Here is a 15,075-nt window from a genome sequence, read left to right as displayed (position 1 = left end):
GCCCGTGCCAGTAATTACCCGTTCAAAGGGCGATTATTTTTTATCTTTCACTTCTTCGAACTCAGCGTCGACAACGTCGTCGTCTTTCGCGTTGTTCGCAGTTGCATCAGCGCCTGCCTGCTGTTGAGCGTGCTGCTGCTGAGCGATTTCCATCAGCTTCTGGGAAGCCTGCGCCAACTCCTGCATCTTCGCTTCGATATCCGCTTTATCTTCACCTTTCAGTGAGGTTTCCAGCGCAGTCAGTGCAGCTTCGATAGCAGTCTTGTCTTCCGCTGGCAGTTTATCGCCTGCTTCTTCAACCTGCTTACGGGTGCTGTGCAGCAGATGGTCACCCTGGTTGCGGGTCTGAACCAGCTCTTCGAATTTACGGTCTGATTCCGCGTTCGCTTCGGCATCACGAACCATTTTTTCGATTTCCGCTTCGTTCAGGCCAGAAGATGCCTTGATGGTGATCTTCTGCTCTTTACCGCTATTTTTGTCTTTCGCAGACACGTGCAGGATACCGTCAGCATCGATGTCGAAGGTGACTTCGATCTGCGGCATGCCGCGCGGTGCCGGGTTGATACCGTCCAGGTTGAACTGACCCAGAGATTTGTTATCCGCCGCACGCTTACGCTCACCCTGAATCACATGGATGGTTACCGCAGACTGGTTGTCTTCAGCGGTAGAGAACACCTGGCTGTGTTTCGTCGGGATGGTGGTGTTTTTGTTGATGAGCGCAGTCATCACACCGCCCATGGTTTCGATACCCAGAGACAGCGGGGTAACGTCCAGCAGCAGTACGTCTTTCACTTCACCGGTCAGTACGCCACCCTGAACCGCAGCACCGATTGCGACCGCTTCGTCCGGGTTAACGTCTTTACGTGGCTCTTTACCAAAGAACTCAGCCACTTTCTTCTGAACCATTGGCATACGGGTCTGACCACCCACCAGGATAACGTCCTGGATGTCAGACACGGACAGGCCAGCGTCCTGCAGTGCAACTTTCAGCGGCTCGATGGAACGGTTCACCAGATCTTCTACCAGGCTTTCCAGTTTCGCACGGGTCACTTTGATGTTCATGTGTTTAGGACCGGTCGCGTCTGCAGTGATGTACGGCAGGTTCACGTCGGTCTGCTGAGCGGAAGAAAGCTCGATCTTCGCTTTCTCAGCGGCTTCTTTCAGGCGCTGCATCGCCAGCGGGTCGTTACGCAGGTCAATGCCCTGATCTTTCTTGAACTCGTCAACGAGGTAGTTGATCAGACGGGTATCGAAGTCTTCACCACCCAAGTGGGTATCACCGTTGGTTGCCAGAACTTCGAAGGTTTTTTCACCGTCAACTTCGTCGATTTCGATAATAGAGATATCGAAGGTACCACCACCCAGGTCGTAAACCGCGATAGTGCGGTTGCCAACTTCTTTATCCAGACCGTAAGCCAGTGCAGCCGCGGTTGGTTCGTTGATGATACGTTTTACTTCCAGACCTGCGATACGGCCAGCATCTTTGGTTGCCTGACGCTGAGCATCGTTGAAGTAGGCAGGTACGGTGATAACAGCTTCAGTTACCGGCTCACCCAGGTAATCTTCAGCGGTTTTCTTCATTTTCTTCAGCACTTCAGCAGAAATCTGCGGTGGTGCAGTTTTGGTGCCTTTCACATCAAGCCATGCATCGCCGTTATCTGCCGCGATGATTTTGTAAGGCATGATGGAAACGTCACGCTGAACTTCTTCGTCCTGGAAGCGGCGGCCAATCAGGCGTTTGATCGCAAACAGGGTGTTTTGCGGGTTTGTCACTGCCTGACGTTTAGCCGGCTGACCAACCAGAGTTTCACCATCCTGGGTATAAGCAATGATAGAAGGCGTGGTGCGATCGCCCTCGGCGTTCTCCAGCACACGTGCAGTAGTGCCATCCATAATCGCTACACAAGAGTTGGTAGTACCCAGGTCGATACCAATAATTTTACCCATCTAAACGTCTCCACTAAAAATTCAGTCAACATGTGGTTGTGTACCTGTAATAAGGGCAGAACGTGCTTTTTCAACTGCCCAGATTTGATTTTTTTCAGGTCCACACACTGCGGTTGCTTACAAGATGGGGTCGCAACGGCATCCATCAAGGGGGACGTATAAAAAAAATTTTAATTTCCCCCTGATGAGATCATAGACGGCATCGATTGCGCCCCTTATTATGCCGCGCCCCGTCAGGGAGTATTGACGCGGGTTTAACCATTTCACCATATAAATGATGATTTTTTTGAGGACTTATGGGCAACACTAAGTTGGCTAATCCGGCTCCGCTGGGCCTGATGGGTTTTGGCATGACCACTATCCTGCTGAACCTGCACAACATCGGGATGTTCCCGATGGATGGCATTATTCTGGCGATGGGCATTTTTTACGGCGGTATCGCGCAAATCTTCGCGGGCCTGCTGGAATATAAGAAAGGCAACACCTTCGGCTTAACCGCCTTTACCTCTTACGGCTCTTTCTGGCTGACGCTGGTTGCCATTCTGCTGCTGCCTAAAATGGGCCTGGCAGACGCGGCAAACGCGCATTTCCTGGGCGTTTACCTGGGTCTGTGGGGCGTATTCACCCTGTTCATGTTCTTCGGCACCCTGAAAGGTAACCGCGCGCTGCAGTTCGTCTTCCTGAGCCTGACCGTGCTGTTCGCCCTGCTGGCCATCGGCCACCTGGTGGATAACGAAGGCATCGTACACGTTGCGGGCTGGATTGGCCTGGTGTGCGGCGCAAGCGCTATCTACCTGGCAATGGGCGAAGTGCTGAACGAACAGTTCGGCCGCACCATTCTACCGATTGGTGAAAAACACTGATCCCTCTGTCGTGCCCGCCTCGCGGGCACGACATCCCCGCGTCTGCCTCAGCCAAATCCCTAATCCTAGCCCCATCAGCGAGAGCGCCAGCACGTACCAGGCCGGAGCCATGGGAGACACGCCCATCAATACCGTCACTGCAATCGGCGTCAGTCCACCGAAAATGGCATACGACACGTTGTAAGAGAAAGAGATACCGCTGAAACGGACTTCCGGCGGGAAGGCTCGCACCATCACGTAAGGCACTGCACCCACGACGCCCACGCACAGCCCTACCACGCCGTACAGCAGGAACAGCTGTTCAGGATGGCTGCCCGCCAGATGGTAAAATGCCCAGCTCGACGCGGCCAGCAACAGGCTGCCGACGACAAAGGTAACGCTGGCCCCAAACCGATCCGCCGCCAGCCCGGCGGCAAGACAGCCAAAGCAGAGCATAATGGTCGCGATACTGTTTGCCTGCAGCGTCACCGCCGGGGCGAATCCATACTGTTTCTGCAGCCAAACCGGCGACATTAATATCACCACGACAATACCCGCCGAAAGCAACCAGGTAAGAAGCATCGACACCACTACCGCTTTTTTATGGCGTACCACGACGGCTTTCACCGGCAGCTCCTGCGCCAGCGCTTTGCGCTGCTGCATCTCGAGGAAAATGGGCGTCTCCTGCAGCCAGCGGCGCAGGTACATCGCCACCAGGCCAAACGCCCCGCCCAGCAGGAACGGAAGACGCCAGCCCCACTCATGAACGGCCTGTTGCGTCATGCTGGTATTCACAATCGTCGCCACCACCGACCCCAGTAAGATCCCGACGGTGAGCCCCGCGGTTAAGGTTCCACAGGCGATCCCAATGCGACGGGCAGGCACATGCTCGGACACAAATACCCACGCGCCTGGAACTTCACCACCGATGGCCGCCCCCTGGAGAATACGCATCAGCAATAGCAGCAACGGCGCAAGGATACCCATCGAGGCATAGGTGGGCAGCAGGCCAATAGCCAGCGTGGGCACGGCCATCAGCAGGATACTGAGGGTAAACATCTTCTTACGCCCGACCAGATCGCCAAAGTGCGCCATCACAATGCCACCCAGCGGACGCGCCAGATACCCGGCGGCAAAAATGCCGAAGGTTTGCACCTGACGCAGCCATTCCGGGATATCCGCCGGGAAGAAGAGTTCCCCCACCACGGCGGCGAAGAAGACAAAGATGATGAAATCGTAAAATTCCAGCGCGCCACCTAAGGCCGCAAGCATGAGGGTTTTGTAGTCCTGTCGATTCAGAGGTCGGGTGTTATGTGACATAGCGAACCATTATGCGTGTGTTGTGGATTTATTTTTACAGCGATCGTAAAGAAAAAATTACTATATCGTAAATCCGTTTACACGCTACTGCGGCTGACGCTAATGTCACACTTTCGTTATTTTCAGGAGATTGTTTCGCGGCGAGCGCTTTTAGGACGAAAAGCTGCTACCACTTTTTCATCAGTTTCCACATAGGGGCCGTCAAGCAGCTGTATACAATATGGTACACTTGCAAAGATACCGTGCACAATGACGCTGCCATCTTCTGCTTTCAGCCCTTCCAGCGTCTCTTTGATCGACTTCGGCTGGCCCGGCAGGTTCAGGATCAACGCCTGCTTGCGGATCACCCCCACCTGGCGGGAAAGAATGGCCGTCGGAACAAAGTGTAGACTGATCTGCCGCATCTGTTCACCGAAGCCCGGCATTTCGCGATCGGCAACCGCCAGCGTCGCGTCCGGCGTCACGTCGCGGCGCGCGGGGCCGGTTCCACCCGTCGTCAGAACAAGATGACAGCTCATCTCATCCACCAGCTCACACAGGGTCTGCTCGATAATCGGCTGCTCGTCCGGGATCAGGCGAGTCTGGATCTCAAACGGGGTGGTCAGCGCGCTGCCCAGCCACTCTTCAAGAGCAGGGATGCCTTTATCCTGATAAACACCGCTGGAGGCGCGGTCAGAAATCGACACCAGGCCGATGCGTAAGGTATTCATATCCATTCCATTCAAAAAGTACTGATTAAAGGGAATGATACACGCAGAGAGGAAATTCAGACAGAGGCGGGGGTAAGAGGCGTGACCGGGAGCCCGGTCACGCGGAATGATTACAGCAGGTCGCCGATCATTTTTTCCAGTTTGCCCTGGTCAACAGCAAACTTACGGATACCGTCCGCCAGTTTGTCTACTGCCATTGGATCCTGGTTGTGCTGCCACAGGAACTCGGATTCCGTGATGCGCTCTGGGCGTGCTTTCACTTCACCGGTGTAGGACAGTTTACGCTCAAGCGCGCCTTCGCTCTCTGCCAGCTCTTTCAGCAGCGCAGGGGCGATGGTCAGACGGTCACAGCCAGCCAGCTCGATGATTTCACCGACGTTACGGAAGCTTGCGCCCATAACCACGGTCTCATAGCCGTGCTGTTTGTAGTATTCGTAGATTTCAGTAACAGAAACCACGCCTGGATCTTCAGCCGGTGCGTACTCTTTCTTGTCGGTATTGGCTTTGTACCAGTCCAGAATACGGCCCACGAACGGAGAAATCAGGTATACGCCCGCTTCTGCACATGCACGCGCCTGCGCGAAGGAGAACAGCAGGGTCAGGTTACAGTTGATACCGTCTTTTTCCAGCTGCTCTGCAGCGCGGATGCCCTGCCAGGTAGAAGCCAGTTTGATCAGGATACGGTCGTTGCTGATGCCAGCATCGTTGTACATTTTGATCAGACGTTTCGCTTTCGCGATAGACGCTTCGGTGTCGTAGGAGAGACGTGCATCCACTTCGGTAGAGATACGGCCAGGAACCAGTTTCAGGATTTCCAGACCGATGTTCACTGCCAGCTTGTCGGTAGCGTCAACAATCTGCTGCGCGCGGTCGTTGCTCTGTGCTTTCGCCCAGGTCACTGCGTCGTCAATCAGTTTGCGATACTCAGGGATCTGTGCGGCGTTAAGGATCAGAGAAGGGTTGGTTGTGGCATCCTGCGGCTGGTACAGCTTCATTGCCGCGATATCTCCGGTGTCAGCTACGACAGTGGTGAACTGACGAAGGGAGGTCAATTTATCCGTCATGATAGTGTTTCTCTTTTAACGTGCCCTGGATAATTCACGCTACCGACAGCATGCCTGCAGCGGAAAAATGACAGGTTTACTTGTTAGGGGGATGTAACCGGTCTGCCCTGATGATAACACGAGTGAGAGGCAGCGCAACCGCAGACAGTGCGCTTAGGCAGAGTATGATAAACTGAGAATATTAACAGGCTGCTAATCAACAGCATGTCCAATCAGTGGTAGCGCTTACATATTCACTTTGGCATCAACAAGAGGGACGTTAATGCCTGATTTCCTATACTTTATTAACGAAATTCTCTGGGGTTCGATAATGATATATCTGCTCCTGGGAGCAGGTATTTGGTTCACGCTGCGCAGTGGTTTTATCCAGTTTCGTTATATCCGCAAATTTGGCAGAAGTCTGAAAAATAGCATCACCCCACAGGCGGGCGGATTAACCTCATTTCAGGCGCTCTGCACCAGTCTCGCCGCGCGGGTCGGCAGCGGTAATCTGGCGGGCGTTGCGCTGGCCATCAGTGCGGGGGGGCCTGGCGCCGTATTCTGGATGTGGGCCACGGCGATTATCGGCATGGCGACCTCGTTCGCTGAATGCTCGCTCGCTCAACTCTATAAAGAGAAAGACAAAAACGGTCAGTTTCGCGGCGGTCCGGCCTGGTATATGGCCCGTGGACTGGGGATGCGCTGGATGGGCGTCCTGTTTTCGCTCTTCTTACTCATCGCCTATGGCCTGATTTTTAACACCGTCCAGGCAAACTCCGTGGCGCATGCCATGCGCTATGCCTTTGCCTGCCCGGAATGGATAACCGGTGCCGTTTTAGCGCTTCTCACCCTGCTGACGATATATGCCGGTCTCAAAGGCGTGGCCCGCCTGATGCAGTGGCTGGTTCCGGTTATGGCCCTCCTGTGGGTAGCCGCCAGTCTGTTAGTTACCGTACTGCACATCGATCAGTTTCCGGACGTCATCGCCGCTATCTTTAAGAGCGCGTTCGGCTGGCGCGAAGCGGCCTCGGGCGCGCTGGGTTATACCGTCAGTCAGGCACTCACGGCAGGGTTTCAGCGGGGCATGTTCTCGAACGAAGCCGGTATGGGTTCAACGCCCAACGCAGCGGCGGCGGCGGCGTCCTGGCCTCCCCATCCAGCGGCGCAGGGCATTGTGCAGATGATTGGTGTGTTCACGGACACCATTATTATCTGCTCCGCCAGCGCGATGATCATTCTGCTGTCGGGGACCCTTCCCCATCCCTCTGGCACCGTCGGGATACAGCTGGTTCAGCAGGCGCTGGTCAATCTTGTGGGTGGCTGGGGAGCCGGTTTTGTCTCATTGATAGTGGGTCTTTTTGCGTTTAGTTCGATCACGGTGAACTATCTCTACGCGGAGAACAACCTGATCTTCCTGAAGCTTGACTCGCGACCTTCGCGCAACGTACTTCGCGTAGGCGTCATCGCCATGATAATGACGGGCGCCCTGCTCAGCATGCCGGTGGTCTGGCAACTGGCGGACGTGATTATGGCGCTGATGGCGATCACCAACCTGACGGCAATTTTGCTGCTTTCTCCGGTGGTGACGCTCATTGCTCAGGACTATCTGCGTCAGCGCAAGCTGGGCCTTAAACCCGTGTTTGATCCCACCCGCTACCCCGAAATTGAGGCGCAAATTGCCCCCGGCGCCTGGGATGATTTGCCGCGGCAATAACAGCTATCGATCAATTCAGGGCGATTTTTTGCTAAAGTCGCTCTAAATTTCCTGCAAGGACTGGATATGCTGATTCTGATTTCACCTGCAAAAACGCTCGATTACCAGAGCCCGCTCGCCACCGAGCGCTATACCCAGCCTGAACTGCTGGACTACTCGCAACAGCTGATCCGCGAAGCGCGTAAACTCTCTGCGCCGCAAATCGCCTCGCTGATGAGCATCAGCGACAAGCTGGCCGATCTGAACGCGACCCGCTTTCACGAATGGCACCCGGATTTCACCCCGGCTAACGCTCGCCAGGCGATTCTGGCCTTTAAAGGTGATGTCTATACCGGCCTGCAGGCGGAAGATTTTAGCGAAGCCGATTTTGATTTTGCCCAGCAGCATCTGCGTATGCTGTCAGGCCTGTACGGCGTACTGCGCCCGCTGGACCTGATGCAGCCGTATCGTCTGGAGATGGGTATTCGCCTGGAAAACACCAAAGGCAAAGATCTGTACCATTTCTGGGGCGATATCATTACCGATAAGCTGGACGCGGCGCTGCGCGTCCAGGGCGATAACGTGGTAATTAACCTGGCCTCCGACGAATACTACAAGTCAGTGAAACCGAAAAAGCTGGATGCAGAGATCATCAAACCGGTTTTCCTCGACGAGAAGAACGGTAAGTTCAAAGTGATCAGCTTCTACGCCAAGAAAGCACGCGGGTTGATGAGCCGCTACATCATCCAGAACCGCCTGACGAAGCCGGAGCAGCTGACCGGATTTAACAGCGAAGGTTATTTCTTTGACGAGGCGTCGTCAGGGAAAGGTGAACTGGTGTTTAAGCGCCACGAGCAGTAAAAATAAACCCCGCCAGCTGGCGGGGTTTTGCATTAATGGTGTTTCCAGTCCGGGCCACGGTCGTCGCGGCGGTCATCGTGGTGATGGTCATCATGGCGATTGTCATGCTTACGCTTTTCATCATGCGGACGCCAGTGGTTATCGCGCCAGTCATAGTGCGCCTTCCACCAGTCGTGGTCGCGCCAGCGACCGCCGTCCCAGTAATGTCCGTTGTTATCCTGGTCGCCAATCTGCAGTTTTACCGCAGGGACGAGGGTGATTTCGGATGCCTGTACCGCCATGGGAGCGACCAGCATCAGTGAAAGCGCGATGAGTGCGGGTTTCAGGGTAGACATAGGTGACTCCTTCTTATACTTGCCCAATGTGGGCCGATGTAAGGAGATTACGCGAGGGGAACGGGGGATGTTATTCTCTGCAATCCTAAACGCTAAGTGACCGCATTTATTGGGAATTTCTACTTTTTTCCTGCTTTTTTTCTCCTTAATTTCTCCATAAAAAAGCCGGGTGGCGGCTTCGCCTTACCCGGCCTACGTTCTGAGCCGTTGTAGATCGGGTAAGGCGTAGCCGTCACCCGACAAAAATCACGCTCGAGCCATCATCAGCTTACGCAGCGCGGCAAAATCTGCCGGCAATTCATGAGACAGCAGCGGCAGGTCGGCACGCTCGGCCAGCTCTTTCGGCAGCGACAGCGTTTCGCCCAGGATCGCTTCCACGCTCTCTTTGAACTTCGCCGGATGCGCGGTGCCCAGGAACAGGCCATATTCACCCGGATTGAGCTGATCGCGCAGCGCGCGGTAAGCAATCGCCGCGTGCGGTTCAGAGGTGTACCCCACAGCTTTCAGCTCGCGCATGGTCGCTTTGGTGGTTTCATCCGTCACCGCGGCGTAGCCCAGGTCACCCAGACGCCAGATCTTACGGCGGAACAGCTCTTCCACGCGCGGCCAGTTGTTTGGCTGCGATACATCCATTGCGTTAGAGAGTGTCGCCTGCGTGGCGTTCGGCGCCCACTTCCCGTCTTTCAGGAAGCGCGGCACGGTGTCGTTGGCGTTGGTGGCGGCGATAAAGCGTTTCACCGGCAGACCCAGAGATTTCGCCAGCAGGCCCGCCGTCAGGTCACCGAAGTTACCGCTCGGCACGGAGATCACCAGCTGGTTGCGCGCTTCCTGCGGCAGCTGCGCCACCGCTTCGAAGTAGTAGCAGATCTGGGCCAGCAGACGGCTGATGTTGATGGAGTTGGCGGAGTTCAGACCCAGGGCCACCTTCAGCTCTTCATCGTCGAAGGCCTGCTTGACCAGCGCCTGGCAGGCATCGAAATCGCCGTCAATCGCCACGGTTTCAATGTTGCCGCCGAGCGTACAGAACAGTTTTTCCTGCAGCGGGCTGATTTTGCCTTTCGGGTAGAGGATCACTACGCGGACGTTTTTCAGTCCGTAGAACGCGTGAGCCACCGCCGCACCGGTATCGCCGGATGTCGCGGTCAGGATGGTCACCGGTTTGTCGCCGCTGATGTGGGTCAGCATCTGCGCCATGAAGCGGCCACCGAAGTCTTTGAACGCCAGCGTCGGGCCGTGGAACAGCTCCAGGCAGCCAACGTCAGGCTCAACCTGCTTCACCGGTGCCGGGAAAGCAAACGCCGCACGCACGCGCTCTTCCAGCAGCTCCTGCGGGATTTCGTCGCCGATAAACGCCGACAGAATTTTCGTGCTGCGGGTGACAAAGTCCTGCTTCAGCAGTTCGTCGATGTCGGTCAGTTGAAATTCCGGCAGGTCATGGGGAAAAAACAGCCCCTGATTTTTGCCCAGCCCCTGCGTTACCGCCTGCGCGAAGCTGACCTGCTCGTTATGATCTTTAAGGTTGTAGAGTTTCATTAATTATCCCAGTACTCGTGCGCCAGCCGTGTCCAGACGGCAAATATGAACAAAGCCTTCCTGATTTTGCAGGTAGTGTTTAGAGAGCCAGTCCGCCACGCGCTGCGCAGTGTCTGGCTTGTCGCACAGGGCGAACAGCGTCGGGCCGGAGCCGGAGATGCCGCACGCCTGCGCGCCGATATCCATCGAGGCCTGTCGCGCCTCGTTAAAGCCGGGCAGCAGCTTCGTACGGTACGGCTCGGCAATGACGTCTTTCATCAGCTTCGCCGCCAGCTGCGGCTGACGGGTGTAGCAGGCGTGGATAAAGCCCGCCAGGTGACGCCCGTGGGCGATACAGTCCTGACGACGATACTGTGCAGGCAGGATCGCACGCGCTTCCGCGGTAGAGACCTTAATGCCCGGATAGGCCAGCACCCACAGCCACTCATCAAACCCTGGCACCTGCTGGCTGATGATGCCATTTTCTTCGATCATCAGCTGCATGCCGCCGAGGAAGCACGGCGCCACGTTGTCATAATGAATGCTGCCGGAGATGCGCCCTTCCAGCTCGCCCATCAGCCCCAGCAGACGGCTGTTGTTCAGCGGCTTGCCGCAGTGCTCGTTCATCGCCACCAGCGCGGCGACCACGGAACACGCGCTGGAGCCCAGGCCCGAGCCAATCGGCATACTTTTTTCCAGCGTCATGGCGACCGGCACGTTTTTGCCGATCTCCTGACAGAAGCGCTCCCAGCACTGATAGACAATATTCTCGCGCGGGTCAGACGGCAGCTTGCTGGCGAAACGGCCCACGTTATTCAGGCTGAAGCTGTCTGCCGCTTCAACCGTGACCGTATCGCCCAGCAGCGAACCATCCACCGGAGTGACCGCCGCGCCCAGCACGTCAAATCCGACGCTCATATTGGCGCTGGAAGCCGGGGCATAAACTTTGACCATGTTAAACTCCTAACTTCCATGACAGGGTACGCAGCAGATCGGCAAACACACCCGCCGCCGTAACATCGTTCCCTGCGCCATAGCCGCGAAGCACCAGCGGCAATGGCTGATAATAGTGGCTGTAGAACGCCAACGCATTCTCGCCGTTTTTGACTTTGTACAGCGGATCGTTGCCATCCACTTCGGCAATCTTCACCCGGCACACGCCATCTTCTTCAATGTTGCCAACATAGCGCAATACCTTACCTTCATCACGGGCTTTCGCCACACGGGCGGCAAAAGCATCGTCAAGCTGCGGCAAATTCGCCATAAAGGCGCTGACGTCACCGCCGTCATCAAACTCTGCTGGCAGCACCGGCTCAATCACGATATCCGAAAGCTCAAGCTCGCGGCCCGTTTCACGCACGAGGATCAGCAGCTTGCGCGCCACGTCCATCCCGGAAAGGTCGTCACGCGGATCCGGCTCGGTATAGCCCAGCTCGCGCGCTGCGCGAGTGGCTTCCGACAGGCTCATCCCCTCATCCAGCTTGCCGAAGATAAAGGACAGCGAGCCGGAGAGAATGCCGGAGAAACGCTGCAGTTCATCGCCCGCGTTGAGCAGGTTTTGCAGGTTTTCGATAACCGGCAGCCCCGCGCCCACGTTGGTGTCGTACAGGAACTTGCGGCGCGACTTGCTCGCCGCCAGACGCAGCTGGTGATAGTAATCCATCGACGAGGTGTTGGCCTTTTTGTTTGGCGTCACCACGTGGAAACCTTCGCGCAGGAAGTCGGCGTACTGATCGGCCACCGCCTGGTTGGAGGTACAGTCAACAATCACCGGGTTAAGCAGGTGATACTCTTTCACCAGACGGATCAGGCGGCCCAGGTTGAACGGCTCTTTCGCCTCGTTCATCTCGGCCTGCCAGTTTTCCAGGTTCAGACCGTGAACGTTGGTCAGCAACGCTCTGGAGTTGGCAATCCCGCAGACGCGCAAATCGATATGTTTCTTCTTCAGCCACTCCTGCTGACGCTTCACCTGCTCCAGCAGCGCGCCGCCTACGCCGCCCACGCCAATCAGGAACAGCTCGATCACCTGGTCGGTGTTGAACAGCATCTGGTGAACGACGCGCACGCCGGTGGTGGCGTCATCGTTGTCCACGACAACGGAAATCGAACGCTCAGACGAACCCTGCGCAATCGCCACGATGTTGATATTGGCACGCGCCAGCGCGGCAAAGAATTTAGCGGAGATGCCGCGCAGCGTGCGCATGCCGTCACCGACGACTGAGATAATCGCCAGACGCTCCTGAATGGAGAGTGGCTCCAGCAGTTCCTCTTTCAGCTCCAGATAGAACTCTTCCTCCAGCGCGCGACGGGCGCGCAGGCAATCCGCCTGCGGCACGCAGAAGCTGATGCTGTATTCGGAAGAGGACTGGGTGATCAGCACCACGGAGATACCGTTGCGGGACATGGCTGCAAAGACGCGCGCCGCCATGCCGACCATCCCTTTCATCCCCGGGCCGGAGACGCTGAACATCGCCATGTTGTTGAGGTTGGAGATGCCTTTCACCGGCAGACCGTCTTCATCGGTACTGGCGCCAATCAGCGTACCCGGCGCCTGTGGGTTACCGGTGTTTTTAATCAGGCACGGGATCTGGAACTGGGCAATCGGGGAGATGGTACGCGGGTGAAGCACTTTAGCGCCGAAGTAGGAAAGCTCCATCGCTTCCTGGTACGACATCGACTTGAGCAGCCTGGCGTCCGGAACCTGGCGAGGGTCGCAGGTATAGACGCCGTCAACATCAGTCCAGATCTCACAACAGTCTGCGCGTAAACAGGCGGCCAGCACGGCGGCGGAGTAGTCGGAGCCGTTACGGCCCAGCACCACCAGCTCGCCCTTCTCGTTACCGGCGGTGAAACCTGCCATCAGGATCATGTGGTCAGACGGGATTTTGCTCGCGGCGATACGGCGGGTTGATTCGGCAATATCAACGGTGGATTCGAGGTAGTGGCCCACCGCCAGCAGTTTTTCAACCGGGTCGATCACGGTCACGTTATGGCCGCGCGCTTCCAGCACGCCCGCCATGATGGCGATTGAGAGTTTTTCGCCCCGGCAGATCAGCGCCGCGTTGATGCTGTCCGGGCACTGGCCGAGGAGGCTGATGCCGTGCAGGACGTGTTTGATTTGCGCAAATTCCTGCTCAACGAAGGACTTCAGCTGAGCGTGCGGGAAGCCGGGCAGCGCCTCTGCAAGCCCTTGCAGAAGGTCGGCGAAGATACGCTCGGCGTCGCTGATGTTCGGGAGTGCATCCTGGCCACCGATGGTTTTTTCAATCATCGCCACCAGATGGTTCGTGATTTTTGCCGGGGCAGAGAGCACGGTAGCAACCTGCCCCTGCCTGGCGTTGCTTTCCAGGATATCGGCAACACGCAGAAAACGTTCTGCATTTGCCACTGATGTACCGCCGAACTTCAACACTCGCATGGTTCTACCTCGTTTCCTTTAGCCGAAAAAAAAGCCCGCACTGTCTAGGTGCGGGCTTTTTTTTGTTTTTCCTGTACGCGTCAGCCCGCATCGTTACCCGTGGTAATGATGATGGTTGTGGTAATGGTGGTGATGCTGATGCGTTTCATGGATGTTGTGTACTCTGTCATTATTATCTGTCTGTGCTGTATTCTTTTAGGGTTAAAGGATCGGGCACCTTAAGTCAACGAATTTTTAATTTGATCACAATTCGGAGGACTCTCACGTCCCGCTGCCGTCGGATTTATTTTCATCCGAATACCCCAAAAGCAACCCTTAGCATCAGATGATTACACCATAATAAAAATGTATGACAGCACTTTACTCGGCCAATTTTTTTTCAATATCGTGCAGCAAACGGTGCAGCATTGCCGTGTCGCGTTGCTCAAGACGGCCCAAACGCTGCTGTAGCCAGTCGACCATTTTTTGATCGTCAGCCACACCCAACTGCATGAGCAGGTTTTCCACGCGCGCGCGAAGTGCAGACAGCTGGTTTTCATCGGTGCCTGTAACAGGCGGCTGCGGAATTTGTATTAAGGATGCTAATTGATAGCAATAGACCATCACCGCCTGGCCTAAATTGAGTGAAGGATAATCTGCAACCATCGGCGCGCCTGTCAGCACATCCGCCAGTTCCAGCTCTTCATTGGTCAGCCCGGAATCTTCACGCCCAAACACCAGCGCGGCTTTCTCCAGCCACTGGCTTTTCTCTTTCAGCATCGGCACCAGCTCAGCGGGCGTGGCGTAGTAATGAAACTTCGCCCGGCTGCGCGCCGTAGTCGCAACGGTAAAGGTGATGTCGTGCAGCGCATCAGCAAGCGTAGCGTAAGTGGTTATATTATCGAGAATATCTCCCGAGCCGTGCGCGACCCAACGTGCCGCAGGCTCCAGGTGCGCGGCGCTGTCCACAATACGTAAATCGGTAAAACCCATGGTCTTCATGGCACGCGCCGCAGCGCCTATGTTTTCGGGTCTTGCTGGGGCCACCAGCACAATCGACAGATGCATTTATGCTCTCTTTTTAAGCAGTTAGCGGGTAAAAATGTGATGCGCCTCAACATATTACGCAGCACGAATTTACAAAATTGCAACACAAATCACCGAAATAGCGTTTCATAACAAATTAAAAACGCTAAACTATTTTGTGGCTGAACAATCAGTTAGAATGTTAACAGACAGATATTATCCCTATGTTTTATAATGATAATGACTGTGTGAATGCCTATTCTTAATTGGATTCGTAGTGTTTATCAATCAATGTCCGCAACTAGTTGGTTTATTGAAAATTTGTGACAAAGGCTAGCATTCGGATACGATGATTTCATCAAACTGTTAACGTGCTACAATTGAACTTG

Annotated in this window: 13 protein-coding genes and 1 other annotated feature; of the genes, 3 read left to right on the top strand and 10 right to left on the bottom strand. The window is 55.5% G+C overall.

Annotated elements, in window-relative coordinates; all coding sequences use genetic code 11:
• Nucleotides 1-33: 33 nt before the first annotated feature.
• Nucleotides 34-1,947 (bottom strand): molecular chaperone DnaK, encoded by a 1,914-nt coding sequence (gene dnaK / locus KW829_RS15055; protein WP_218308530.1) that lies wholly within the window; start codon nt 1,945-1,947, stop codon nt 34-36.
• A gap of 296 nt (nt 1,948-2,243) precedes the next feature.
• Here dnaK and satP point away from each other — a divergent pair, with 296 nt between their 5' ends.
• On the top strand, nt 2,244-2,810 hold the full coding sequence (satP, locus tag KW829_RS15050) for an acetate uptake transporter (protein WP_010427072.1): 567 nt from the start codon (nt 2,244-2,246) through the stop codon (nt 2,808-2,810).
• Here the strand turns inward: satP and KW829_RS15045 are convergent.
• The 3 genes from KW829_RS15045 to tal form a co-directional block, all read right to left on the bottom strand.
• On the bottom strand, nt 2,787-4,109 hold the full coding sequence (locus KW829_RS15045) for an MFS transporter (RefSeq protein WP_218308529.1): 1,323 nt from the start codon (nt 4,107-4,109) through the stop codon (nt 2,787-2,789). The two genes, satP and KW829_RS15045, sit on opposite strands and share 24 nt — an antisense overlap.
• 122 nt (nt 4,110-4,231) lie before the next feature.
• Nucleotides 4,232-4,819: a molybdopterin adenylyltransferase gene (gene mog / locus KW829_RS15040; RefSeq protein ID WP_010427076.1), complete on the bottom strand. Its 588-nt coding sequence runs from the start codon at nt 4,817-4,819 to the stop codon at nt 4,232-4,234.
• A gap of 110 nt (nt 4,820-4,929) precedes the next feature.
• Nucleotides 4,930-5,883 (bottom strand): transaldolase, encoded by a 954-nt coding sequence (tal, locus tag KW829_RS15035; protein ID WP_218308528.1) that lies wholly within the window; start codon nt 5,881-5,883, stop codon nt 4,930-4,932.
• Between the two features lie 262 nt (nt 5,884-6,145).
• Here tal and KW829_RS15030 point away from each other — a divergent pair, with 262 nt between their 5' ends.
• Together KW829_RS15030 and yaaA are read left to right on the top strand one after the other, a co-directional pair.
• Nucleotides 6,146-7,576: a sodium:alanine symporter family protein gene (locus KW829_RS15030; RefSeq protein WP_218308527.1), complete on the top strand. Its 1,431-nt coding sequence runs from the start codon at nt 6,146-6,148 to the stop codon at nt 7,574-7,576.
• Between the two features lie 66 nt (nt 7,577-7,642).
• On the top strand, nt 7,643-8,416 hold the full coding sequence (gene yaaA, locus KW829_RS15025) for a peroxide stress protein YaaA (protein WP_218308526.1): 774 nt from the start codon (nt 7,643-7,645) through the stop codon (nt 8,414-8,416).
• A 32-nt stretch (nt 8,417-8,448) separates the two neighbouring features.
• Here the strand turns inward: yaaA and KW829_RS15020 are convergent, their stop codons facing one another.
• From KW829_RS15020 to KW829_RS14995, 6 genes are all read right to left on the bottom strand, one after another.
• Entirely contained in the window at nt 8,449-8,751 is a 303-nt protein-coding gene (locus KW829_RS15020) for a DUF2502 domain-containing protein (RefSeq protein WP_089599221.1), read from the bottom strand.
• Nucleotides 8,752-8,997: 246 nt separating this feature from the next.
• Nucleotides 8,998-10,284 (bottom strand): threonine synthase, encoded by a 1,287-nt coding sequence (gene thrC, locus KW829_RS15015; RefSeq protein ID WP_063143305.1) that lies wholly within the window; start codon nt 10,282-10,284, stop codon nt 8,998-9,000.
• A gap of 3 nt (nt 10,285-10,287) precedes the next feature.
• Nucleotides 10,288-11,217, bottom strand: coding sequence for a homoserine kinase (gene thrB / locus KW829_RS15010; protein ID WP_218308525.1), 930 nt, complete (start codon nt 11,215-11,217; stop codon nt 10,288-10,290).
• A 1-nt stretch (nt 11,218) separates the two neighbouring features.
• Nucleotides 11,219-13,681, bottom strand: a complete 2,463-nt coding sequence (thrA, locus tag KW829_RS15005; RefSeq protein ID WP_218308524.1) for a bifunctional aspartate kinase/homoserine dehydrogenase I — start codon at nt 13,679-13,681, stop codon at nt 11,219-11,221.
• A gap of 24 nt (nt 13,682-13,705) precedes the next feature.
• Nucleotides 13,706-13,823 (bottom strand) — a sequence feature (Thr leader region).
• Nucleotides 13,762-13,830, bottom strand: coding sequence for a thr operon leader peptide (gene thrL / locus KW829_RS15000; RefSeq protein ID WP_015572623.1), 69 nt, complete (start codon nt 13,828-13,830; stop codon nt 13,762-13,764). It overlaps the preceding feature by 62 nt.
• A 211-nt stretch (nt 13,831-14,041) precedes the next feature.
• Complete coding sequence (locus KW829_RS14995; protein ID WP_218308523.1) at nt 14,042-14,728, bottom strand: tRNA/rRNA methyltransferase; 687 nt, start codon at nt 14,726-14,728, stop codon at nt 14,042-14,044.
• Nucleotides 14,729-15,075 lie beyond the last annotated feature (347 nt).

This window comes from Enterobacter sp. ENT02 (assembly GCF_019219165.1).
GTDB classification, from domain to species: Bacteria; Pseudomonadota; Gammaproteobacteria; order Enterobacterales; family Enterobacteriaceae; genus Enterobacter; species Enterobacter mori.
The sequence above is the reverse complement of the archived record's forward strand: the minus strand, read 5'-3'. Positions and strand labels throughout refer to the sequence as shown.